We start from the raw sequence: 23274 nt of genomic DNA on the forward strand, positions 1-23274 counted from the left end.
TAAGAATGGCTATTTACAATGGGTATAGTTAAGTAATAAAGGAAAAGGTTGATTTTTATTGAAGGAATTGATGATTAGAAATTCATTGTTGTAAAAATATTACTTTTAAAAGATGTAGTACCATGAAAAGTGAAGAAAAATTGAGATAAGATACAATGAAAACGTTTAAAAGTTCATAAAATCTAAAAAATGAAGATAAATGACAATTGATGAAACTGACTGGTCGGTATAGAATTGAGGGATATTAAGGAAAGGGAGATGGGCACAAACTATGACAAAAATATCTAAGAAGATAGCTGAGAGCAGAGTTATAATTTTAGTTTTAGCATTTTTATTACTTATTCCATCTGTATTAGGGTTTATTAAGACTAAAATTAATTATGATATACTAAGCTATTTACCAGATGATTTAGAAACTGTAAGAGCAGAAGAGATTCTAAAAAGAGATTTTGATTGTGGATCACTTAGTATGCTTATAGTAGAAGGTATGGAAGATAAGGATGTAGTAAAAATAAAGGAAAAGGTGGAAAAAATTCAAGGAGTACAAAAGGTACTGTGGATTAATGATGTTTTGGATTCACCGATTCCTAAGGATATACTTCCTAGTAGCATACAAGATGTATTTTATGCTAAGGATTCAACTATGATGGTAATAATGTTAGAGGAAGGTAGTGCTAATATTATTACACAAAATGCTGTAGAAGATATAAGAAAGGTTGCTGGAGAACAAAGTTTTCTAAGTGGGATGGCTGGAATAGTTAAAGATACTAAGGACTTATCAGATAAGGAAACTCCATTTTATGTATTAATAGCAGTAGTATTATCTTTAATAGTTCTAGCACTGACTATGGATTCAGTGGTAATACCAGTTATATTCTTAGGGAGTATAGGAATTGCAGTAATTTATAATATGGGAAGTAATATTATTTTTGGAGAGATATCCTATATAACTAAGGCTCTATCAGCAATATTGCAACTTGGAGTAACTATGGATTACTCAATTTTCTTACTTCACAGATATGATGAAGAAAGAGAAGTTCAAAAGGACAAAGTAATAGCTATGTCAAATGCTATAGCAAACACAATGACTTCTGTAGCAGGAAGTTCATTAACTACAATAGCTGGATTTTTAGCTCTTTGTACAATGGATTTAGCTCTTGGTAAAGATATAGGACTGGTTATGGCTAAAGGAGTACTTCTTGGAGTTATATGTACAGTAACTATTTTACCTGCTTTAATTCTTACATTTGATAGAGTTATTCATAAATATAAACATAAAACTTTACTACCAACCTTTGAGAAGACTTCTGAATTTGTGGTAAAGCACCATAAAGCTTTTGTGATAATAGGAATTTTAGTATTTATCCCTGCGTTTATAGGTAAGATTAATGCTAAAGTATATTACAATTTAGATGAGTCTCTTCCAAAGGATTTACCATCAATAGTAGGCACTAATAAGTTGAAGAACGACTATGGAATGACATCTACAAACATGATTTTGATTAAAGATACCTTAGATAACTATAAAGTTAAAGCTATGGCTGATGAACTAGAACAGGTAGAGGGCGTATCCTCAGTAATTGCCCTAGAGAAAATATTAGGACCAAGGGTACCAGAGAGTTTTGTACCAAAAGATTTATTAGAAAAGATAAGGTCAGGAGGCTATGAGCTTTTTGTAGTAAACTCAGAATATAAAGCAGCAACAGATGAGGTAAAGGAACAACTTGTAAAAATAAATGACATAGTAAAAAAATATGATTCTGATGGATTAGTAAGTGGAGAAGCTCCGTTGACTAATGACTTAATCAAAATTTCGGATATAGACTTTAAAAATGTTAGTATAGCATCTATAGTAGCTATATTTATAATTATAGCACTAGTATTTATGTCATTAAGTTTGCCGATAATTTTGGTTATTGCTATTGAGCTTGCTATATTTATAAATTTAGGTATTCCTTTCTATACAGGAAGTGTAATTCCATTCATAGCTTCAATAGTGATAGGAACAATACAATTAGGTGCTACAGTGGATTATGCTATATTATTAACCTCTAGATTTAAAGAAGAACTTGAGATTTCATCAAACAAAATGGATGCTATGAGAATAGCTGTTCAAAGCTCGGCTAGATCAATTATTACTAGCGCTTTGACATTCTTTGGGGCTACAGCTGGAGTTGGCATTATATCTAAACTGGAAATGGTAAGTTCTCTATGTACATTAATGGCTAGAGGAGCAATAATTAGTATGTTTGTAATCTTATTTGTATTACCAGGAATTCTGTTAATTAGTGACAAAGTTATAATAAAAACAAGTAAAAATTTTATAAAAAAAGGTGAGGAGGCTGCATAAAAATGAGAAGAAAAGCATTATCAAAGAGAGTTATAGTATTAGCTACAGTAGCATCTATGATGACTTCTACAGTGGCAATGGCGCAAGAAATAAATAAGGATGAAACAGTATATGTAATTTTAGATAGTAATGGAAAACCAGAACAAAAGATAGTATCGACTTGGATAAATGGTGAAGAAAATCTAGGAGAATTTAAGGACAAGTGTAATTTAGATAATATAAAAAATGTTAAGGGTGAAGAAACTCCAACTATAAGTGGAGAGGAACTAACTTGGAAGGTAGATGGAAAAGATCTTTATTATGAAGGAGAAAGTAAGAGAGAATTACCTTTATCAGTTAGTCTAAACTATGAGATTAATGGAAAAAAAGTAGAGCCTAAGGAAGCTTTAGGACAGTCAGGTAATTTTAAAATAACTTTAACAGTAAAAAATAATGAATCACGAACAGTTAAAATCAATGGAGAAAATAGAACTTTGTATGTTCCTTTTGTCACAGTTTCAGAAATTATGTTATCTAATGATAAATTTAATGACGTAAAGGTGGATAATGGTAAGCTTATTCAAGATGGCAATAATTCCTCAATTACCTTTGTTTCTGCACCAGGATTAAAAGAGTCTTTAAATTTAGGAAGTATATTAGATATTAAAGATACTTTAGTAATAGAAGGAACAACTACAAACTTTAGTGTGCCAGCTATTATGATGGTTGCAACTACAGAAGCACTAGATTTAGAAAATATTAGTGATGATGATAGTTTAGATAGCTTGAAAGATTCCCTTGTTCAACTTCAAAATGGTGGGGATGAATTGTTAGAAGGTTCTAAAAAGCTAGTAGATGGTCAAGAGCAGTTAAGTTCCAACTATGCTAAATTTAATGATGGAGTAGGAACTTTAAAAAATGGAGTTGATGATTTAAGTAATGGAATAGACAGCTTATCTAATAATACTCCTACTTTAAAATCTGGAGCTGATAAGCTACAAAATGGACTTTCACAATTAAAGGATGCTCAAGGACAATTTTCTAAAGGAATAGAAACTTATGAAGACAATGCTTCTAAATTATTTACAGCGTATAATTCCATAGATAAAGGGATAAATTCATGTTTAGCTGGTTCAACAAAGCTAAAAGAAGGATTAGCTGCAGGTAATGAAGGTTTAACAAATCTCAATAATTCTACAGCAAATTTAGATACTATAGCAGCTCAATTAGATGCAATGGGTGATTCAGTTGCAAAGGTTAATCCTGAATTAGCAAATAATATTGCAAAGGCAAGTGGTGGAATTAAAGCTGTATCTCAGGGACAAAAGGATGGCATAGGAAAACTACAACAAGGAATGAAAGGTGCTTCTATTGGTGCAGAGGACCTTGAAGAAGGATTAAATGAATTATCTAATGGTTCAAATGAGTTTAAAAATAAAGGAGAACTTTTATTACAAGGTACTAACACTTTAAAGGAAAGTTCAGTAAAACTTAATGGAGCTTCAGAAGAGTTGTATAATGGAAGTACATCACTATCTCAAGGAATTGGTTCTTTAGTAAATGGTACTAATAAGTTAAGAGCTGGAGGTTCATCATTATTAAATGGAAGTAATGAACTATATGATAATTCAGGGAAATTATTAAAAGGTATAAATCAATTAAAAGAAGGCAATACAGAACTCTATAAGGGTGTTGTAAAATTAAAAGAAGAAGGATTAGATAAGCTTAATGAAAAAGGTAATACTGCTATAAAGGATATCCAGGGTGTAGTTGAAGCCAAGGATGAACTTGTAAAACTTTCTAAGGAATATGGTGCTTTTTCAGGTATGAATAATTCTATGAATGGAAAAGTTAAATTTATTATGAGAACAGAGGAAGTTAAAGCAGAGGCAGATAATAAGGAAGATGAAGAGAAGGGCGTAGTAAAAGAAGAAGTTAAAGAGGAAAAAGGTTTCTTTAAAAGCTTATTAGATATATTTAAAAAATAGATTTAAGTATAATAATATTAAAGATAAGAGAGGTTCTTAATAACCTCTCTTATATCTATATTTAAAACATATTATCAGTGCTAACTAATAATATGTTTTTTAAATGAAAGATTATTAAGAAAAAATTTAACAATAATGTAGAAAAACTTAGAATAAATTCATAAATGTAGGTAAAAATATTACCGAAGGAGGAGTATTTATGGATATTGTAAGTTTTTTATTATATTTTACATTTAATTTCTTTTTCTATGGATTTGTAGGGTGGATAATTGAGAATTTGTTTTGCTATTGTATTAGAGGGCACTTTCAAAAGGATGGGTTTCTAAGTGGACCATTTAAACCTATGTATGCCATAGCTATGAGCATTTTAGTAGTAATAGAATCTACTTTTAAAATTAATATTTATTATTTAATACCATTATGTTTTATAATACCAACTATTGTGGAGTATGTAACGGGAATAATAATGAGGAATCATTTTAACAAAAATTATTGGGACTATACTGATGTTAAGTATAATTTTAAGGGAATAATATGTTTAGAGTTCTCTATAGCTTGGACTTTATTAAGCTTTATTGGAGTAAAGTATTTACAGGTAGTAATAAATCAAGCATATGAAATAATTTATCCAATATGGCCAATTTGTTCTACGATTTTATTAATAATTTTACTTATTGATGAGGTTATTACTTTTAGAGAATTTAGAGAAAAGGGAAAAATTATTCAAAATTAAATTAAGACATAGTAGTAGAATAAGGTCTATATTTATAAAGTATTGTATAAACAGGTAGTTAGTATAACTGCCTGTTTATTTTTCAATAAATCCTAATAATAGTTTGTTAAATCTATAATATGAAAGTGTAAATACAAACAAAATTATAATATATCTATAAATATATAGACGAAATCTTAAATATATCATATAGTTATATTATAGAATAATTAAATAATGTTTGATCAAGGGGGTATTATATTGGAAAATATGGATAGATTTATTGATGATGAAGGTAGAATAAAAATATGGCCAAAGAAGAAAGAAGTAAAGATTGAGATTCTGAAGTATTTAGCTACTAAGTTTAAGTATAACTATTTATATAATGAGAAGGAAGTTAATGATATTATTAAAAAATGGCATACTTTTGAAGATTATTTTTTGCTACGCAGGAGTTTAATAGATTATAAATTTTTATGTAGAAAAAAGGATGGATCAGAATATTGGAGAAATAGTGAGGAAACACATGAACAATAAAATAAATGTAAAAAAAAGTAATATAAAGAGTGTTGATACAGAAAATAAAGATATTGAAAATAATAGAGTAATAGAAGCAAAATCTAATGAAATATTCTGGAGTTCAACCATAGAAGAGCTTAAAAGAGGATATATTGAAGAAGGAGATACTATTAAATGTTTAATTTGTGGTAGAATATTCCAGAGTGGAAAAGTATATAGAATAGATGAAGAATTTTATGAATCATGGAAAGCAGCAGAGCTTCACATTCAGAATGCCCATAATTCCATGCTTGAATATCTACTAAATATGAATGGGGTTTTTACTGGGATCACAGATGTACAGAGGGAAGTATTAAAGCTTTTTGCAGAAGGTATATCGGATAAAGAAATAGCCAGTAGATTAGGAGTTGCAACTTCTACTATAAGAAATCATCGATATAAGTTAAGAGAAAAAGAAAAGCAGGCAAAGCTATATTTAGTAATGGTGGAATTATTAAATGAAAGTACTAATAAGAAGATAAACAAATTAGAAGAGGGAATTATTTGTGATGCTCATAAGACTGCTACTACCTTAGATGATAGATTTAATATAACTACTGAAGAAAAGCTTCAAGTTATACAAAATTATATTAATGAAGATGGTAGTTTAAAAAGATATCCATCTAAGGAAAAGAAAAAGATTATAGTTTTAGAGCAAATAACAAAAAAATTTACTATAGGGAAAACTTATCCAGAGAAAGAAATAAATAGAATATTGGCTAGGATATATGAAGACTATGCCACTTTAAGAAGAGCATTAATTGAATATGGATTTTTAAGCAGATCTAATGATTGTAAAAAATATTGGGTGAAAGAATAAAATACTATAAGTGTTAATACTTTAAATTAAATTGAAGGATAAATAGTATTTATATAGAATATACATTATTAGATTACAGTATAAACTTAAATAAAGTAGATTTTAATTAGTAATTTATAGAAAGGAAATGGTATAGAAAATTTATATAAATTTATCTATACTGGGTGACAATATGAAAATAGAATTAGATGATAAAAATATACTTTATGTATTAGATAGTATTCATGGTAAATATATAAGCACAAAGTTATATTTTAAGGAGCATACCAATGAAATAGATAAAATAGGCATGACTACTCCTGAAGAATTAAAAGACTTATATAATGATTTACTTGAACAAGTACATGCTCAAGGAGAATACAAATTTTTAGAAAAGATAAAGTAATGGAAGGTAGAGTTTCTATTGCATGGAAATAAGGTCATATACAAATGGGAAACTATGTATATGACCTTATTTTACTTCAGGTAAGTGATTCCAATATCTAGTAGGCATGCTTCTACGTGTTAATTTAAGATTTTCTCGTTCCTTTATATTTATAGAATTGTAGAATTCTTTCCAAAGGCTTTCAAAATTATCATTGAGAGAGGACGCTTCTAGATATTCACCATTAGCTTTAGAAAAAGATGAGATAATACCGTCTTTTTTATTATATATTAAAGCAAGCTCCCTCTTTATATCATGAATTATAAAATTTTGGTCAGAAAATCTTTCTATAAAATGAGTCTGAATAAGGGGAAGAATATTATGATCAGGCTCTATAACTGAGTAAAAGGTAAAGGGAGCTATTTCTTTAAATCTAACAAATCCAGTAAATCTATGAGCTTCTAAAGAAACTCTTCTGCAATATTTATCTACAGTTAAGATAATATCATTATTTTTAGCTAAATTAATGCTGTCTCCAAATTTGTAACATAGCTTAATGTATTTAAATATTAAATCCTCAGAAGTAGGGAGAGCACTTAAATATAAATAGTATACATTTTTAAGTGTTAAGTAACTAAGGTTATCTTTTATACTAGAATATACTCTATTAAATTTATCATCTTCAGTAGTTACTTCTTCCGTTGTCGTGATTAAGCTAGGAATATATGAGGAAGACTTGGTAATTTTAACTTCCTCTTTATAACTATAGGCATAGAAAATTGTAGTTAAAAGTCCTTCAAAGGAACCATCGTATAAAAATTCTTTCATGCTGTAACACCACCTATAACTTTATTATACTTATAGTTCTCCAGTTATATAGGAACCTCTATCCTCTAGAAGTAAAGTTTTATCTAAGGGGTTTATATCATATTGGGAGGATGAAGATAATAGAAGTTTATTATATTGATTATCTAAAATCGGTATAGAACTGTTATTATAGTTAAAGCCAAGAAAGCTTAATTGTTCATACCTTTCATTTTCAATATAGTTTAAGTCAATTTTAGGTTTTAGCACAGATCTTACTTTTTCTTCATCTAAGGCCACAGAACCGTAATACTTACCTTTACATACTATAAAGTATTGAGCTCGTTTTAAAACAACTCCTAATTTCTTTAAATCCTGAAAAGTAAGAAAACCAATTCTTCGAGCACTAATTATCTTTTTAGCACCTCTAATACCTATACCAGGTATCCGAATTAATAGTTCATAGGAAGCTGTATTAATTTCTAAAGGAAAAATATGAAGATTATTTAGAGCCCAATTAGTTTTAGGATCAAAATTTATATCAAAATTTGGATTTTGTTTATTAAGAAGTTCTTCAGCTTTAAAACCATATACCCGTAGTAACCAATCCCCTTGATAAAGTCTATGCTCTCTAAGGGTAGGCGGGGTTTTAAAGTTGGGTAAATTCTTACCATTGTTTACTGGAATGTAGGCTGAATAATAGACTCTTTTTAGTAAGAAGTTATTATAGAGATTTTCTGTAAGATTTAAAATGTCTAAATCATCTTCTTTGGTTGCGCCCACAATTAATTGAGTGCTTTGACCACCAGGTACAAATAAAGTAGCTTTTTTAGATAACTTTCTCTCTCCATTACTTATAATTATATTATTTTTTATGGATTTCATAGGAGTAAATATATCCTGTTTATTTTTTTCAGGGGCTAGAAGTTTTAGGGAATTATTAGAAGGAAGCTCAATATTAACGCTCATTCTATCCACATATTGACCAGCTTCTTTTATTAGATCTTCATCAGCTCCTGGAATAGCTTTGAGATGAATATATCCACGAAAGTTAAAATTATTTCTTAACTTTTTTACAACTGATGTTAATAGTTCCATAGTGTAATTAGGATTTTTAATTACTGCTGAGCTTAAAAACAATCCTTCAATATAGTTTCTTCTATAAAAGTTTATAGTTAAGTTTATCACTTCATCTACGGTAAAGGCAGCTCTTTCTACATCATTAGTTCGCCTATTAATGCAATAGGCACAGTCGTATATGCAGTAATTAGTTAATAAAATTTTTAAAAGAGATATACATCTTCCATCTGGAGTAAAGGAATGACATATACCACTAGGAGCAGAAGAACCTAAAGCACCTTTGATTCCTCGACGATTAGAACCTGATGAGGAGCATGATACATCATATTTTGCTGCCCCACTTAATACTCTAAGCTTTTCACTAATCTCCATTGAAAATCACCTTCTACAATAAAATAAATATCTTATACAAGAATTATAACAGAACATTTGTTCGACGTCAATAAAATAAAATTAATTTTTATGTAATATAGTGTGACTTATTTGAAGCATCATACATAACATAAAATATAGCAAGAATTATGGAGTTATTAAATGAGCAATTGTAAAGATAACTATAATTGTAAGGATAAATGTGATTGCAATGATGATTGCAACTATGATTGTAAATATGATTGCAATTATGAGTGCGATTGTGATTGTGATTCCACTGACGGTGGAGTAGGTGGAGTTGTTGATGCGAAGGAAGTTAGATGTCAAAGAAAGGAAGATAGACTATTAATATTGATATTAATACTTCTTTATTGTCAAAATGTATATACAAACTCTCAATACTATAGATGTATTAATAGTCAAATGCTAAATTACCTGATGTGCTCAAATCGTCAGTTAATGTGTACAATTTTATGTATGTCACAGAACTTAGTAGATAGCATAGTAGATTGTTGTGCTAACCAAAAAAATCATAAATAAGAGCAGAGTAATCTGCTCTTTTACAATTGGTTAAAAATATATGAATTGTGATAAAATAAAGTATATATTTAAGAAATAAGGTGATGAAATGGATATGTACGAAGATATAATATATGGAGAGCTAATGGAGTGGAAAAGAGAAATGATGAGGAAACCCACTATTGGGAATAAGCTTTCTAAAAATATACAAGATAAAATGAACGGATTTATCCCGGAAAAATTTCATGTTATGGTCACAGAAGTTATAAAGAATATGGTTAAAGTAGTTATTTTAGGGTCTGAATATACTACATTGGAACCTATAACATATATGCCTATAATAGAGAGAGAGATGTTAGTAAAGGAAAAGATTCAATTATATAGAAAGATAGCAACAGTAAGTGGAGCTAGCACAGGATTTGGTGGGTTTTTTATAGGGTTAACTGACTTTCCTATTTTGTTAAGTATAAAAATTAAGCTACTATATGAGATTGCTAGTATATACGGTTATGACACAAAAGATTATAGAGAAAGATTACACCTTCTTTACATATTTCAAATTGCTTTCTGTAGTGATAAAAGAAGAATAGAAGTATTTCACATATTAAATAATTGGAGATCATATTCGGATAAGTTGCCTTTGGATAAGGAGAATTTTGATTGGAGGATCTTTCAACAGGAGTATAGGGATTATATAGATTTAGCTAAGTTTTTTCAGCTTGTACCAGTTATAGGAGGAGCAGTAGGAGCTGTAGCTAATTATAAGTTAGTGGAAAAGCTAGGTGATACTGCTATGAATGGATATAGATTAAGGTATTTTCATTAGAACAGTAAAGTTTATAATTCTAATTTCAATAAAACATCTTAAGAGAATACCTCTTAAATATTATATTGTTGTAGAATAGTTTAAATAAAATAAAAAAAGTCGGAATGTGAAGTCTAATCTACATCCCAACTTATTTTAAAACTCCCGCTATGATCTCCTTCAACCTGTATTTTGTATTTCCCATCATGAGGTATGACTATAGTTTGAATTAAAGAATTATCTATGTTTTCAATTTTATATAATGTGTGGTCATCCTCATCAATTAGCAATATAGCCAAGTTTCCATCTTCATTTTCAACCTTTATATTAAGAGTTAACTGGTCATCCATGTCTAACTTAAGAATTTTGTATTTATAACCCTTAAAGCTTTTATAAGTCATTTCTATAGAGCTCTTTGAAGAGTGTTCTTTAGCTTTACTAGTTTTGTAGTTGCCATCAGTGGTTGAACATTTGTTGAGTAGCACTATAATAATTAATATACATAGGAGTAGTAGGAGTTTAGTTTTTTTAGTCATAAATAACCTCCACATACACATCTAATATATTTATATAAAAATAATAAAGAATTATGCCTAAATTGCCTATAAATAATATTTATTAATTTTCAATAGAGCCATTTACTAAAAGTGCATAATATACTTTAAAAGAAACATATTTACTATATGATATCTATATAAACCATAGTATATATAGATAAGATAATATATAATTTAATATGAATACAAGTTTGTATTCATATTAAATGTTAATAAAACGGAGGCTTTTAATGATTAATGAAAAAAAAGAAATAACTAAAAAGGGAAATAAAAAGAAAAGCAACTTTTTACCTGGGCTTATGTTTTTAGTAGTTTGTGGAGCTATTGGAGCTGGTATAGGGTTCTTATCTGCAAGTTATTTTAAAAGTTTTATGGATACCTATATCAAAAGTGATAATTTTTTTTGGGAATTACTTAAATACTATGGACTTATACTAATATTTTTCTTAGGGTATATAATTCATATTATTATTCATGAAGCAGGACATCTTTTATTTGGATTTATGTCAGGATATTCTTTTGTATCATTTAGGATAGGATCTTTCACTATAATTAAAGACAAAGATAAAATAAGATATAAAAAGTTTGGTATACCAGGTACAGCAGGTCAGTGTCTTATGATGCCTCCAGAAGCAAAGGATGGAAGGTATCCCTTCATAATGTATAACTATGGTGGAGGAATAATGAATTTAATAGTAGCAGCAGTGGGTATACTACTAGTTGTTTTAATAGAAGGAATTCCTGTTTCGATTTCAACAATACTAATATTAATTAGTGCAGCAGGTATATTTGCAGCCTTTACTAATATAATCCCTTTAAAAGTTGGAGGAATTTCTAATGATGGATATAATGTTATATCAATGTTGAAAGATGAAGATGCAAGAAGAGGGTTTTATTTACAGCTTAGGGTTAATGGATTACAATCACAAGGAATGCGAATTAAAGATATGGAATTGGAAGAATTTAAGTTAAATGAAGGAAGTAACTTAGTGAATCCACTCAATTCTTCACTTAAACTTATTGAGTACAATTGGTACTTGGATAATATGGATTTTACAAGGGCAAGACAGTGTATTGAAGATTTTACACCATGGATTAATAAGATAATCCCATTGTATAGAAATGAAATAAATTGCGAAAAAATATTTTTAGAACTCATAGGTGATTGTAATAAGGAGTTTATTGATAGCATATATGATAAAAATATTAAAAAATATATAAAAGCTTCTAAATTTATGATAGGGAAAAAGAGAATAATGATGGCTTATGAAATTTTCTATAATAATAATAATGAAAAAGCATTAGAATATTATGAAGAGGCCATAAAGTTATCTGAGAGGTATCCAGTTAAAGGGGATGCAGAAATGGAGTTAATGCTAGTAAATTGGATTAAGGAAATCAAGAATATTTAATGCGATGATTATCAGCTCAAGTTAAGTTGAAAGCTATGTCTATATAAGATGTAGCTTTTTCTGTTGTATTCATATAAAAAGAATAAAATTGGAGATAAAAGTTTTAATATTTAGAAAATAATGCAGTTACATTTACAATATAATGTGATAAAATATACAATATAGAATAAAACTTTTTCTTAGTCTATTAATAAAAAGAGGGGGATACTTATGGCTTTAAAGAGGAATGTGGAAGTAACCTGTCCAAATTGTTTGATAAAAAGTAACATTAAGTTATGGAATAGTATTAATGTAACTATAGATGAAAGAATAAAAGAAAAAATATTAGATAATGAATTTTTTAAATTTAAATGTCCTATATGTGGACATGTATCAACCTTTGAATATGATTGTTTATATCATGATATGAATAAAAAAGAGATGATATATTTAATAACAAATTATAGTAGAGATAATGATGAATTAGCTAAAGAGCTAGAAACTTTATCAGACGAAATCTTGCCTCAATTTGGTAATGAGTATAAACTTAGAATAGTAACTAGTAACTATGATTTAATAGAAAAAATTAAAATTTTAGAATGTAATTTAGATGATAGAGTTATGGAAATATATAAATTGTATTATATTACTAATTTGGTAGACACTAATTTGGATTTTTGTACTAAAAAGATATATTTTGATTATGATATTATTAAAGATAGTATGTTTTTTACACTTATAGATGAAAAAGGAGAAGCACCATTGTACAATATAGATATGAAAATATATTATTTTATAAGAGATAAATATTTAAATAATATAGAGAAAAAGGTATACAAAGGTTTTCAAGTTATTGATGAACAGTGGGCAATTGGGATTAATGAATATAATAATTAATGATTTAGTATAATTAAGGTGGTATAAATACCACCTTTTTATTATTAATTTTTCATAAAGGTTAAAAAATATGTGAAATTACAATTAAAAACATTAAGATATTCATAAATTTCATAAGATTATTTTTAGTAATTTTATCTATGGATATTTTTACAAAAATCCTGAAATCCAGTAATATTCTTATTTTTGATTTAGTTAATAAATCCATTATGGAGAATGTTTACCTTTGAAGGATAATGTATCATTCATTAGAAATTATCAACCATTATAAATTTAAAATTTATATGTTATAAAGATAGGACAAGGTGGTTAGACGTAAAAGTACATTAACTACTAGAAAAATGGACAAGTTATTATGTCCAAATATAGGAGGAATGGAAATGAAATCGAGAACATTATCGATATTAACATTATTATTAGTAGGAAGTACATTCGTAGGTGGAGTACAAGCTGAAGCAGCTGTAAGAACTAGAAATCAAGTGAAAACTGTGAGTTATAGAACAATAAGTAACTATCAATATGGCAATGTAGATTATACTAAATTTATGAGTGGGAACTTTATAACTGACTTTGAAGCTATGAAAAAGATGATAATAAATCAAAATAATTTCACAAGTGTACCAAGTATACCTTCTAAAGACCAAGTAAAGGAGCCTGTAGTGGAACAACCAACAACACAACCATCAACAGGACAGGACACGTCAACTAAAACTCCTGTCACTGAAGCACCAGTTGTGCCTGAAACACCAGTAGTACCAGAGGCACCGGTTGTTAATGAGAAGTATATGGCTCAAGTTGAACAAGCTATATTCAATAAAGTAAACGAAGAGAGAGCTAAAGCGGGAGTAGCACCTTTAACTTATAACAAAACTATGGAAAAATATGCTAGAATTAAATCTCAAGATATGGGAGATAAAAACTATTTTAGTCATCAAGACTTAAGTGGAAATCTTATAACAACCAAAATGAAGGCTGATGGAGTTTCATATAGAGCTTGGGGAGAAAATATAGCATATATTGGAGGAGTATCTGACCCAACTGCATTAGCTAATCAATTTATGACTAACTGGATGAATTCAGAAGGCCATAAAAAAAATATACTATCAACTAATTTTGAAAGTATAGGGGTAGGGGTATATAAAGCTGGTAATAGAGTTTATGCAACTCAAGAGTTCTATAAATAATAACAGATAAATTTTAAAAATTAATTATACATTTTCCCATAAAATTAATAAATATCCCTTATTGTAGATAATAAAGCTGCAATGAGGGATATTTCTATTAGCTTTAATTTTATATAGTAGTAAATTCAGTATATTTCTTTATATAGATTAATATATTTTACTATATAAATTATTAATTTAGGAGGAAGATATGTCTAGAGGTAGGGGCAAGGAAGATAAAAAGGCAGCTAAGAATACTGGCAAAGATAAGAAGGGTGACAAGAAAGTTAAGAATAAGAACGAGTTAAAGAAGAAAAAATAAATATAGTATTTTAGAGCTATAAGAAAGTATAAGGACTATCTCAAAGTTGGGATAGTCTCTTTATTTACTATAAAAAATATTTAAATTAATGAAAGTATTTAAATTCATACTATAACACATAATAAATGTATATTAATTAATGTTAAAGGAAGGGATTTTATGCAAGAGAAAAAATTTGTTAAAGTAATACCTCTGGGTGGACTAGGTGAAATAGGTAAAAATATTACTGCTATTGAATATGATAAAGACATTGTAGTTATAGATTGTGGTATAGCTTTTCCGGATGAAGAAATGTATGGAGTTGACTTAATCATACCAGATATAACTTATTTAATGGATAATAAAGAAAGGGTAAAGGCTTTTGTTCTTACTCATGGACATGAAGATCACATTGGCTCATTACCTTATATTTTAAAACAACTAAATATACCGGTTTACGGAACTAAATTAACCTTAGGTATATTAGGGAATAAACTAAAAGAACATTTTTTAGAAAATGAATATACCCTTAAAACTGTGGAGGCCGGAGAAACTATAGAATTTGAAGATATTAAAGTTGAATTCATAAGAAATACCCATAGTATAGCTGATTCTTGTTCCTTAGCTATCCACACTCCTATTGGAAATATAGTTCATACTGGAGATTTTAAAATTGATTATACACCTATAGATGGTTTGGTTATGGATTTAAAAAGAATATCTGAATTAGGAAAAGAAGGGGTATTGCTTTTAATGGCAGATAGTACTAATGTAGAAAGACAAGGTCATAGTTTATCAGAAAAGTCTATAGGGCAGACCTTAAATAGAATTTTTTCTACAGCTACAGGAAGAGTGATAGTTGCAACCTTTGCATCAAATATACATAGAATGCAACAAATAGCTGATGCTTCAGTTAAGTACAAAAGAAAAATTGCTTTTAGCGGTAGAAGTATGGAAAATATATCTACTGTAGCTATGGAGTTAGGTTATTTACATATTCCAGAAGGAACTATGATAAATGTAGATGACATAAGAAATTACAGAAATGAAGAAGTAACTATAATAACTACAGGTAGCCAAGGAGAGCCTATGGCAGGTGTTGCTAGAATAGCTTTTTCAAATCATAGAAAGATTCAATTAGAGCGTGATGATCTATTTATTATCTCAGCATCTCCTATACCTGGGAATGATAAGCTGATATCTAAAGTTATCAATGAACTTTATAAAAAAGGCGCAGATGTTATCTATGAAGCTTTAGAAGATATCCATGTATCTGGGCATGCTTGTCAAGAAGAGTTAAAATTAATACATTCATTAGTTCATTCAAAGTATTTTATGCCTGTTCATGGAGAATATAGGCATTTAAAACATCACAAAGATCTGGCTAAAAGTTTAGGTATGGAAGAAGAGAATATATTTATAATGAATACTGGAGATATACTTCAGCTTTCTGAGGATCAAGCAAGAATATCTGGTAGGGTTCATACTGGAAGGGTACTTGTAGATGGTATAGGAGTAGGCGATGTAGGTAACATAGTACTAAGAGACAGAAGGTATTTAGGTCAAGATGGTATGGTTGTTGTAGTTGTAACTATAGAGAAGGAAAATTATAGTATATTAGCAGGACCAGATATTATAACTAGAGGTTTTGTTTATGCCAAGGAAGCAGAAGATATGATCAATAAAATTAGAGATATAGCAAGAGAAGAAATTGAAAATTCTTTAGCAAATAATCAGATAGAATGGTATGTATTGAAGACCAATGTAAAAAGATCCATAGAGAGATTTTTATATGATGAAACTAAAAGACGACCAACTATATTCCCAATAATTATGGAAGTATAGTATACTAATGTTTAAATAACATGCTACAGATAATAGTTCTCTGTGGCATGTTATTTATTTTATAATAGCTATTAGTAATATTTAAATCCTAATTTAATAAGTTTATACTATACAAATTTATTAAATTAGGAGGTATATTATGGAAGAAAGAGTTATAAGTGTGAAAGGAAAGGGTAAAGCATCAATACCACCAGATACAATAGAAATTAATATGATATTAACTACGTTAAAACCTACCTATGAAGAAGCTATGAATGCTGCTAGTAGAGACTTGGGTGAATTGATATTATGCTTAAGGAGTGTAGGCTTTGATAAAAAAGATATAAAGACTACTAATTTTAGAGTGGACACTAAGTATGAAAATATTACTGATGCCAATGGGAATTATAGAAGAGTTTTTGTAGGATATGAAGTTACCAATAACTTAAGAATTGAATTTGAGCAAAATGCTATGATGTTAACTAGAGTCCTTAATGCTCTTGCAGGTTGCAAAGCAACACCCGAGTTTTCTATAAGGTATAAGGTTAAAGATGATACAGATGTTAAGGATTTACTTTTGGAAAGAGCTGTAGAGGATGCAAGATCAAAGGCTAAAGTAATGGCAGAGGCTGCAGGGGTAAGATTAGGAAAGGTGCTAAGTATAGATTATAGTGGGAGTGATATTCAATTATATAGGGATATTTATAGCATAAATAAGAATCTAATTTCTACAGGAGGAGCTCCAAACATTGATTTACAGCCTGATGATATAGATGTAGAAGATACAGTGACTGTAGTTTGGAGGATAGAAAGTTAATTTATTTGGTATTATAAGAGTAGTTAGGCCTTAGAAATAAGGCTTTTTTTTATAAAATCATTGAAAAGTATATGGAGTTATTGATACAATTATTTACATATAAGATAAAAGGGGGGTAAGTAGTGTATGAAGGGTTTTTTTAGGAAAAAGTCTGTTGTCATTTTTATTATAGTAATTCTTGTAATAATAGCTGCTGTATTTGGGGTAAATTATCTAATGGATAGAAAGTCAGGAAAGTTAACAGCTAAAGAAAATCAACAGGAAATAAAATCAATTAATGAAGAGATATCAAAAGAAGATTCTAAGGAATTGAAGCCAGCAGATTATTACCCAGAAGCAGATGTTTATGATATAATGCATAGAATGGCTAATACTAAGATAATTGCAGAGAATAATAAAATTTGGGGAGAATTGCCCATGGAAGAAGAAGAAATTCAAAATTTAAAAAGAATTGTAGAAAAGATAGATTATGAGGATAGAGAAAAACTGTTAGATATTTTAAATAGATGGGAAAAAGGAGATTTCTCTCAGGCGGATAAGGATCATAATTATGTATGGGAAAAGTTAGGTGGAACTATAGGACGAGCTGTAGGTATAAAAGCTGATTAAAAGGTATAGAATTTTTATTCTATACCTTTTAATATTTTTTCACTAATATGGCTAGAATACAAAGGCAGATTAGAATTTTAATTATATATTTAGATTAATTTTTATGTTAATTTTATATAAAAATATTTATAAAAGTGACTAACTAGATGCAAGCTAATGAAAGTATAGATTAAATTTGGTATAATAATTAGTAATTAGGAATTATTATATTAACAATAGTTAAGAAAGAGTGAAGATAAATGAATAAAAAAAGTCATCAAACAAAGTGGAGACGATTAGATAATACAGCAAAAATATTTCCTGTCATTGCTAATGAAAACTTAAGTAATGTATTTAGAGTGTCTGTCACTTTGAAGGGAAATGTAGTACCAGAAATTTTACAGCAAGCATTAGAAGAGGTACTTCCATGGTTTGATGGATTTAACGTAAGGCTTAGAAGCGGTTTTTTTTGGTATTACTTTGAAACTAATAAAAAAATACCCATAGTAGAAAAAGAAGCTACTTACCCATGTAAGTATATAGACCCACGTAGTAATCAGCAATTTTTATTTCGTGTATCTTACTATGAAAAAAGAATTAACTTAGAGGTTTTTCATGCTATTACAGATGGAATGGGTGCTATTAACTTTTTAAAGGAACTTACTTATCACTATATAGAACTACTTAAAATTAAGGATTCCCCTAAAAAAGTTACAAAGAGACCCAGTAGTGAATGTATACTTGATACTGAGGATAGTTATTTAAAAAATTATAAGAGGTTAGCTAAGAAATCTTATAGTACTAAAAAGGCTTATCAGTTAAAGGGAGAATTATTATATCTAGATACAGTAAGTGTTATTCATGGTTATGTTGACCTAGCAGGGCTTAAATCAAAATGTAAAGAAAAAGGCGTAAGTATAACTAGATACTTATTGGCGTTATTGATATGGTGTATTTATGAGGAATACTTAAATAAGCAAAAACATGAAGATCCTATATCAATTAATTTACCTATTAATCTTAGATCTTTCTTTGATTCTACAACTACTATGAACTTCTTTGCTGTAACAGCCATAGAATTTTTATCTGATGGAAAAGAGCATAGTTTTGAGGATATTCTTTTTATGGTAAATAAACAGATGGATGAAAATATAACTAAAGAGAAGCTAGAAGAAACTATTTCTTATAATGTATCCAACGAGAAAAAACCTTTAGTTAGATTTGCTCCACTAGCCTTTAAATATATTGCATTACAGTTAGTTTATGGAAAAATAAGCAGAGGAAATACCATGACTTTATCTAACTTAGGATATATAAAGGTTCTCCCAGAATTTGAGGATTACATAGAGAATTTTCATTTTATTATAGGTGTGTCTAAAAAACAAAAAATGAAGTGTGGAATATGCTCTTATAAAGATAAAGTGGTAGTAACTTTTTCCTCAGTGTTAGGAGATACATATTTGCAAAGAGCTTTCTTTAGAGCTTTAACTAAAGAAGAAATTGATGTAACAATAGAAAGTAATGGTGTATTAAATGAAAAGGTGTAGAAGATGTCAAGTAAACATATTGGATGAAACACATACTTGCCCTCTATGCAGGAGAGTACTAGAGTATGATGAAATGAATGAAGAATCCACAAGTATGTATCCTAATGTTGAGTTTGATATAGGTAAATATAATAAAATAAAAAGAATTTTTTTGTTTATATTAACTGTAGTTTCTGTAGTTTTAGGTTTTATTAACTATATTACCTACTCAGGAGTAATATGGTCTTTAATTGCAGTGGTTGGAATTATATATTTTGGAGTTACAGTTACCTATTCCATTATGAATAATGCTAATTTGGCTTCTAAAATATTAGTTCAAACCATAGGAGCTGGAATACTAGTTGTAGTTATTGATAATGTTACAGGATACATTGGATGGTCTGTGAACTATGCAGTTCCTGCAATGATACTATTTGCTAACTTAGCAATTGTGCTTCTTATGATAGTTAATCCTATGAACTGGCAAAGTTATTTTATGTATCAAATTGCTATTACTATTTTTAGCTTTATTCCTTTGATACTATTTTGGGTAAAATTAATAGATAGACCATTTTTAGCTATTTTAACTAGTGGAATTTCAATTCTTATTTTAATTGGTACCATAGTTTTTGGGGATAGAAGCGTAAAAAATGAATTAATTCGCAGATTTAATACCTAGGAGAGAGAAGATGAAAGAGAAAAAGATTAGTATTCGTGGAAATTTAGTTAGAGAATTAATCAATAATATTACAGATACTTCCTTGGGGGAACCAATTCAAACAGGAAAATTTAGAAAGCATCCTGTAGAACCTCCTTGGAAGTGTCCTAATGGATATTTATATGAAAAAATAGAGTTAGATAATTTTGTTATGGAATATTTAAAGCCAGAAGAAAAATCTAACGGAAAAGTAATTCTGCAGCTTCATGGTGGAGGCTACATTGGTCCCATGAAAAATGTGTATAGAAGATTTGCAGTAAATTATTCAGAACTAGGTAAAAGTACAGAGGTTTTAACTATTGATTATAGAGTAGCTCCAAAGAATCCATTTCCGGCAGCATTAGAAGATGCAATAGCTGCTTATCAGTGGCTTATAGAAGAAAAAAATTATGAATCAAAGAAAATCATGGTAGTAGGAGATTCTGCTGGAGGAGGATTAGCATTAGCACTGTGTCTTTACCTAAGGGATAATGAAATTTCTCTTCCGGCAGGAATTGTAGTTATGTCACCTTGGAATGATTTAACTCATAGTGGTACAAGTTATATAGAAAATTATGAGATTGATCCTCTTTTTGGTAAGACTACAAACAACATGTTATATAATTCAGCATATGTAGGAGATAATAATCCTCATAACCCATATATATCACCGGTATATGGAGATTTTACAGGATTTCCACCAATGCTTATGCAAGTGGGAACCCATGAAGTTCTTTTAAGTGATACTCTCACTGTGGCAGAAAGGGCAAGAAATCAAAAGGTTAAAGTTAAATTGTCTGTTTATGAAGGTATGTTTCATGTGTTTCAAATGGCAGGAGACTTAATTCCTGAAAGTAAAGCGGCATGGAAGGAAGTTGGAACTTTTATAAATAAAATTTGGAAAACTAAATAGTGATAATAGATTTAACTATTTTGGGGAAGGGGAATAAATCATTGAATATTATTACTGTAAACAATGAAAATATTGAAAAGGAACATATTTGCTGTGCTATTGCTGATAAGAAAGGTGAATGCCAAGTGTCATCGAAGAAAATATGGATGAAGGCTAGATTCGCTGATGGATTGGTATTTAAAAAAGGTGATGTAAGAGGTAAGGTTTTTATTGAGTATATACCTGCAGAGAAAGCTTGGTGTCCTATTATTGCAGAAGAGTACATGTTCATTAATTGTCTTTGGGTATCTGGTCAATATAAGGGTCAAGGGATTTCGAATAAATTATTAAATGAATGTATTATAGATAGTAAAAACAAAGGAAAAAAGGGATTAGTAATTCTATCTTCAGAAAAAAAAAGACCTTATTTAGCAGATAAAAAATATCTGATTCATAAGGGGTTCTTAATTGCAGATAGAGCAGAGCCTTATTATGAACTGTTATATTTACCTTTTAAAGATGGAGAAAGTAAACCTTCCTTTAAGTCATGTGCAAAGGAAGGTAAAATAGATGAAATGGGATTTGTACTTTATTATAGTAATCAATGTCCTTTTACAGCTAAGTATGTACCTCTTGTTGAGGAAATTGCTAAAAGTATGAATATTAATATGCAGGTTAACAAATATGAAAATATAGAAGAAGCTCGAAATTCATCAACACCATTTACTACCTATAGTTTATTTTATAATGGCGAATTTATTACAAATGATATCTTAAATGAGAAAAAATTTATTAAAATATTAGAAGAAAATCAAGATTACAGTAAAGTAGAGGTATAGAATAAATGGCATTAAGAAAAATTAGACTTTCAAATGATGAGATATTAAGAAAAAAAAGCAAGGTCGTTGAAAAGGTAGATGATAGGATTAGATTAATCTTAAATGATATGGCAGATACTATGTACAATACAGAAAATGGTGGTGGCTTAGCTGCTCCACAGGTAGGAATATTAAAAAGATTAGTTGTAATGGACATGGGACAAGGATTGATAAAATTAGTTAATCCAGAGATAATCCACAAAGAAGGAGAACAAAAGGTTGTAGAAGGCTGCTTAAGTATACCAGATACTTGGGGAAAACTAAAAAGACCAGCAAAGGTTATAGTGCAGGCTTTAGATGAAAATGGTAAAGAAGTCACATTTACCGGTACAGGTGACTTAGCAAAGTGCTTTTGTCATGAGATTGATCATTTAGATGGAATACTTTTTACGGATCTTGTAACAGAATATATAAGGTAATTACCTTTTAAAATAAAAGTATCCTATACTATTTAAAGAATAATATAGGGTACTCTTTTAATTATGTTATATAAAAATCATAATAGCCTTAAATATGCAAATTAATTTATGTAAAATAAAGAATATTATAACAATATATTTTGTTATGATATATAATTTAAATAGATGTTTTATGGTAAAGAGAGGTGCTTAAAGGTGGATGATCAAAATATACAGAATGAAATGATAAGTAAAGAAAAGTTAGTTAAGTTTGCTATTCCTTATTATAAAAATAAAGATATAATGCATGACTTATCACATATTGAAAGAGTTCTAAAATATGTTGAAAAATTAGTGAAGAGCATTGATTATAAAGTTGATATGGATATTTTAATATATGGTGCATACTTTCATGGCTTTATATATAATGGTGAGAAAAATATAATTCAATGGTTACAGTAACAGAATATGTCTCAGAGTATGATAAAGAAAATTATTAATGCTTCAAGGGAATAACAAAAGGATGAGGAAGTTATCACTCTAGAAGGGAAAATTCTTCATGATGCACACATGATTGAAGGTGGAAAAACATATTTAATTGTAAAATCACTTATAACAGGATCACTTAGAGGACAAACAATAGAAGAAAATATTAAATATGTAGAAGATAATGTACTTGGTAAGGGGACTTGTTATTTGCCAAAAGCAAAAATGATCTATGGAGAGTAATAAGAGTTCACTAAGGCTTTTATTTATGATTTAAAGGTTGGTTTAAAGTGATAATTACCTGGGGGAGGTTTTTAATTTGAATTTTAAAGTTGTTTTATCAAAAGTTTATTTTATAAATGAATGAACCTTTAGCAAAGGTACTTTTAAATAGCAAAATTTCTGAAACCCGCATGAACAGAACAACTATTTAACTATTTATATAGTTTCATAGGTAAATAGTTAAATAGGTAAATAGGAGAAATTCTGGACTTACGTCAATATTTTG

General features: G+C 28.8%; 24 protein-coding genes. 21 read left to right on the forward strand and 3 right to left on the reverse strand.

Annotated features, from left to right (window positions below; translation table 11 throughout):
• The first annotated feature begins 271 nt into the window (after positions 1–271).
• The 6 genes from B3630_RS05210 to B3630_RS05235 all read left to right on the forward strand — a co-directional run bounded on the left by B3630_RS05210 (position 272) and on the right by B3630_RS05235 (position 6792).
• Positions 272–2350: an efflux RND transporter permease subunit gene (locus tag B3630_RS05210; RefSeq protein ID WP_346896131.1), complete on the forward strand. Its 2079-nt coding sequence runs from the start codon at positions 272–274 to the stop codon at positions 2348–2350.
• 2 nt (positions 2351–2352) lie between these two features.
• On the forward strand, positions 2353–4317 hold the full coding sequence (locus B3630_RS05215; protein ID WP_346896133.1) for a hypothetical protein: 1965 nt from the start codon (positions 2353–2355) through the stop codon (positions 4315–4317).
• Between the two features lie 199 nt (positions 4318–4516).
• Positions 4517–5050: a putative ABC transporter permease gene (locus tag B3630_RS05220; RefSeq protein ID WP_346896135.1), complete on the forward strand. Its 534-nt coding sequence runs from the start codon at positions 4517–4519 to the stop codon at positions 5048–5050.
• A gap of 249 nt (positions 5051–5299) precedes the next feature.
• On the forward strand, positions 5300–5566 hold the full coding sequence (locus B3630_RS05225) for a DUF2087 domain-containing protein (protein WP_346896177.1): 267 nt from the start codon (positions 5300–5302) through the stop codon (positions 5564–5566).
• A 70-nt stretch (positions 5567–5636) separates the two neighbouring features.
• Positions 5637–6407, forward strand: coding sequence for a DUF2087 domain-containing protein (locus B3630_RS05230; RefSeq protein WP_346896179.1), 771 nt, complete (start codon positions 5637–5639; stop codon positions 6405–6407).
• A gap of 172 nt (positions 6408–6579) precedes the next feature.
• Entirely contained in the window at positions 6580–6792 is a 213-nt protein-coding gene (locus B3630_RS05235) for a hypothetical protein (protein WP_346869655.1), read from the forward strand.
• Between the two features lie 66 nt (positions 6793–6858).
• Here the strand turns inward: B3630_RS05235 and B3630_RS05240 are convergent, their stop codons facing one another.
• Together B3630_RS05240 and B3630_RS05245 are read right to left on the reverse strand one after the other, a co-directional pair.
• The gene (locus tag B3630_RS05240; RefSeq protein WP_346896137.1) at positions 6859–7599 is read right to left on the reverse strand and encodes a TIGR03915 family putative DNA repair protein; all 741 of its coding nucleotides are present in this window, start codon (positions 7597–7599) and stop codon (positions 6859–6861) included.
• 30 nt (positions 7600–7629) lie between these two features.
• The gene (locus tag B3630_RS05245; protein WP_346896139.1) at positions 7630–9027 is read right to left on the reverse strand and encodes a putative DNA modification/repair radical SAM protein; all 1398 of its coding nucleotides are present in this window, start codon (positions 9025–9027) and stop codon (positions 7630–7632) included.
• Between the two features lie 162 nt (positions 9028–9189).
• Between B3630_RS05245 and B3630_RS05250 the strand changes: the two genes are divergently transcribed.
• Both B3630_RS05250 and B3630_RS05255 read left to right on the forward strand, forming a co-directional pair.
• Positions 9190–9567 carry a hypothetical protein gene (locus B3630_RS05250; RefSeq protein WP_346896141.1) on the forward strand — a complete coding sequence of 126 codons (378 nt, stop codon included), beginning with the start codon at positions 9190–9192 and terminating at the stop codon, positions 9565–9567.
• 88 nt (positions 9568–9655) lie between these two features.
• Positions 9656–10372: an EcsC family protein gene (locus tag B3630_RS05255; RefSeq protein WP_346896143.1), complete on the forward strand. Its 717-nt coding sequence runs from the start codon at positions 9656–9658 to the stop codon at positions 10370–10372.
• Between the two features lie 113 nt (positions 10373–10485).
• Here the strand turns inward: B3630_RS05255 and B3630_RS05260 are convergent, their stop codons facing one another.
• On the reverse strand, positions 10486–10887 hold the full coding sequence (locus B3630_RS05260) for a hypothetical protein (RefSeq protein ID WP_346896145.1): 402 nt from the start codon (positions 10885–10887) through the stop codon (positions 10486–10488).
• A gap of 251 nt (positions 10888–11138) precedes the next feature.
• On the opposite strand from B3630_RS05260, the gene B3630_RS05265 reads away from it, so the two are divergent.
• From B3630_RS05265 to B3630_RS05325, 13 genes are all read left to right on the forward strand, one after another.
• Positions 11139–12320 (forward strand): M50 family metallopeptidase, encoded by a 1182-nt coding sequence (locus B3630_RS05265; protein WP_346896147.1) that lies wholly within the window; start codon positions 11139–11141, stop codon positions 12318–12320.
• Between the two features lie 210 nt (positions 12321–12530).
• Positions 12531–13196: a CpXC domain-containing protein gene (locus B3630_RS05270; protein ID WP_346896149.1), complete on the forward strand. Its 666-nt coding sequence runs from the start codon at positions 12531–12533 to the stop codon at positions 13194–13196.
• A 380-nt stretch (positions 13197–13576) separates the two neighbouring features.
• The gene (locus B3630_RS05275) at positions 13577–14380 is read left to right on the forward strand and encodes a CAP domain-containing protein (protein ID WP_346896151.1); all 804 of its coding nucleotides are present in this window, start codon (positions 13577–13579) and stop codon (positions 14378–14380) included.
• Positions 14381–14840: 460 nt separating this feature from the next.
• On the forward strand, positions 14841–16505 hold the full coding sequence (locus B3630_RS05280) for a ribonuclease J (RefSeq protein ID WP_346896153.1): 1665 nt from the start codon (positions 14841–14843) through the stop codon (positions 16503–16505).
• 139 nt (positions 16506–16644) lie between these two features.
• Entirely contained in the window at positions 16645–17301 is a 657-nt protein-coding gene (locus B3630_RS05285; RefSeq protein WP_346896155.1) for an SIMPL domain-containing protein, read from the forward strand.
• Positions 17302–17427: 126 nt separating this feature from the next.
• A complete protein-coding gene (locus B3630_RS05290; RefSeq protein ID WP_346896157.1) occupies positions 17428–17910 on the forward strand; it encodes a DUF6241 domain-containing protein in 483 nt (160 codons plus the stop codon).
• 239 nt (positions 17911–18149) lie between these two features.
• Positions 18150–19436: a hypothetical protein gene (locus B3630_RS05295; protein ID WP_346896159.1), complete on the forward strand. Its 1287-nt coding sequence runs from the start codon at positions 18150–18152 to the stop codon at positions 19434–19436.
• Positions 19423–20094 carry a DUF6320 domain-containing protein gene (locus B3630_RS05300; protein ID WP_346870906.1) on the forward strand — a complete coding sequence of 224 codons (672 nt, stop codon included), beginning with the start codon at positions 19423–19425 and terminating at the stop codon, positions 20092–20094. Before B3630_RS05295 ends, B3630_RS05300 begins: the two co-directional genes overlap by 14 nt.
• A gap of 10 nt (positions 20095–20104) precedes the next feature.
• A complete protein-coding gene (locus B3630_RS05305) occupies positions 20105–21025 on the forward strand; it encodes an alpha/beta hydrolase (RefSeq protein WP_346896161.1) in 921 nt (306 codons plus the stop codon).
• Between the two features lie 41 nt (positions 21026–21066).
• Complete coding sequence (locus tag B3630_RS05310) at positions 21067–21843, forward strand: N-acetyltransferase (RefSeq protein WP_346896163.1); 777 nt, start codon at positions 21067–21069, stop codon at positions 21841–21843.
• Positions 21844–21848: 5 nt separating this feature from the next.
• Positions 21849–22301 (forward strand): peptide deformylase, encoded by a 453-nt coding sequence (gene def, locus B3630_RS05315; RefSeq protein WP_346896165.1) that lies wholly within the window; start codon positions 21849–21851, stop codon positions 22299–22301.
• Between the two features lie 195 nt (positions 22302–22496).
• Positions 22497–22742, forward strand: a complete 246-nt coding sequence (locus B3630_RS05320; RefSeq protein ID WP_346896167.1) for a hypothetical protein — start codon at positions 22497–22499, stop codon at positions 22740–22742.
• Between the two features lie 108 nt (positions 22743–22850).
• Complete coding sequence (locus B3630_RS05325) at positions 22851–23009, forward strand: hypothetical protein (RefSeq protein WP_346896169.1); 159 nt, start codon at positions 22851–22853, stop codon at positions 23007–23009.
• Positions 23010–23274 lie beyond the last annotated feature (265 nt).

This window comes from Clostridium sp. UBA7503, assembly GCF_002477055.1.
GTDB lineage: Bacteria > Bacillota > Clostridia > Clostridiales > Clostridiaceae > Clostridium_J > Clostridium_J sulfidigenes.

Bases quoted from the DNA above. Each gene is read 5' to 3' on its own strand.
- B3630_RS05210 (WP_346896131.1), top strand. From the start codon at position 272: ATGACAAAAATATCTAAGAAGATAGCTGAGAGCAGAGTTATAATTTTA.
- B3630_RS05215 (WP_346896133.1), top strand. From the start codon at position 2,353: ATGAGAAGAAAAGCATTATCAAAGAGAGTTATAGTATTAGCTACAGTA.
- B3630_RS05220 (WP_346896135.1), top strand. From the start codon at position 4,517: ATGGATATTGTAAGTTTTTTATTATATTTTACATTTAATTTCTTTTTC.
- B3630_RS05225 (WP_346896177.1), top strand. From the start codon at position 5,300: ATGGATAGATTTATTGATGATGAAGGTAGAATAAAAATATGGCCAAAG.
- B3630_RS05235 (WP_346869655.1), top strand. From the start codon at position 6,580: ATGAAAATAGAATTAGATGATAAAAATATACTTTATGTATTAGATAGT.
- B3630_RS05240 (WP_346896137.1), bottom strand. From the start codon at position 7,599: ATGAAAGAATTTTTATACGATGGTTCCTTTGAAGGACTTTTAACTACA.
- B3630_RS05245 (WP_346896139.1), bottom strand. From the start codon at position 9,027: ATGGAGATTAGTGAAAAGCTTAGAGTATTAAGTGGGGCAGCAAAATAT.
- B3630_RS05250 (WP_346896141.1), top strand. From the start codon at position 9,190: ATGAGCAATTGTAAAGATAACTATAATTGTAAGGATAAATGTGATTGC.
- B3630_RS05255 (WP_346896143.1), top strand. From the start codon at position 9,656: ATGGATATGTACGAAGATATAATATATGGAGAGCTAATGGAGTGGAAA.
- B3630_RS05260 (WP_346896145.1), bottom strand. From the start codon at position 10,887: ATGACTAAAAAAACTAAACTCCTACTACTCCTATGTATATTAATTATT.
- B3630_RS05265 (WP_346896147.1), top strand. From the start codon at position 11,139: ATGATTAATGAAAAAAAAGAAATAACTAAAAAGGGAAATAAAAAGAAA.
- B3630_RS05270 (WP_346896149.1), top strand. From the start codon at position 12,531: ATGGCTTTAAAGAGGAATGTGGAAGTAACCTGTCCAAATTGTTTGATA.
- B3630_RS05275 (WP_346896151.1), top strand. From the start codon at position 13,577: ATGAAATCGAGAACATTATCGATATTAACATTATTATTAGTAGGAAGT.
- B3630_RS05280 (WP_346896153.1), top strand. From the start codon at position 14,841: ATGCAAGAGAAAAAATTTGTTAAAGTAATACCTCTGGGTGGACTAGGT.
- B3630_RS05285 (WP_346896155.1), top strand. From the start codon at position 16,645: ATGGAAGAAAGAGTTATAAGTGTGAAAGGAAAGGGTAAAGCATCAATA.
- B3630_RS05290 (WP_346896157.1), top strand. From the start codon at position 17,428: ATGAAGGGTTTTTTTAGGAAAAAGTCTGTTGTCATTTTTATTATAGTA.
- B3630_RS05295 (WP_346896159.1), top strand. From the start codon at position 18,150: ATGAATAAAAAAAGTCATCAAACAAAGTGGAGACGATTAGATAATACA.
- B3630_RS05300 (WP_346870906.1), top strand. From the start codon at position 19,423: ATGAAAAGGTGTAGAAGATGTCAAGTAAACATATTGGATGAAACACAT.
- B3630_RS05305 (WP_346896161.1), top strand. From the start codon at position 20,105: ATGAAAGAGAAAAAGATTAGTATTCGTGGAAATTTAGTTAGAGAATTA.
- def (WP_346896165.1), top strand. From the start codon at position 21,849: ATGGCATTAAGAAAAATTAGACTTTCAAATGATGAGATATTAAGAAAA.
- B3630_RS05325 (WP_346896169.1), top strand. From the start codon at position 22,851: ATGATTGAAGGTGGAAAAACATATTTAATTGTAAAATCACTTATAACA.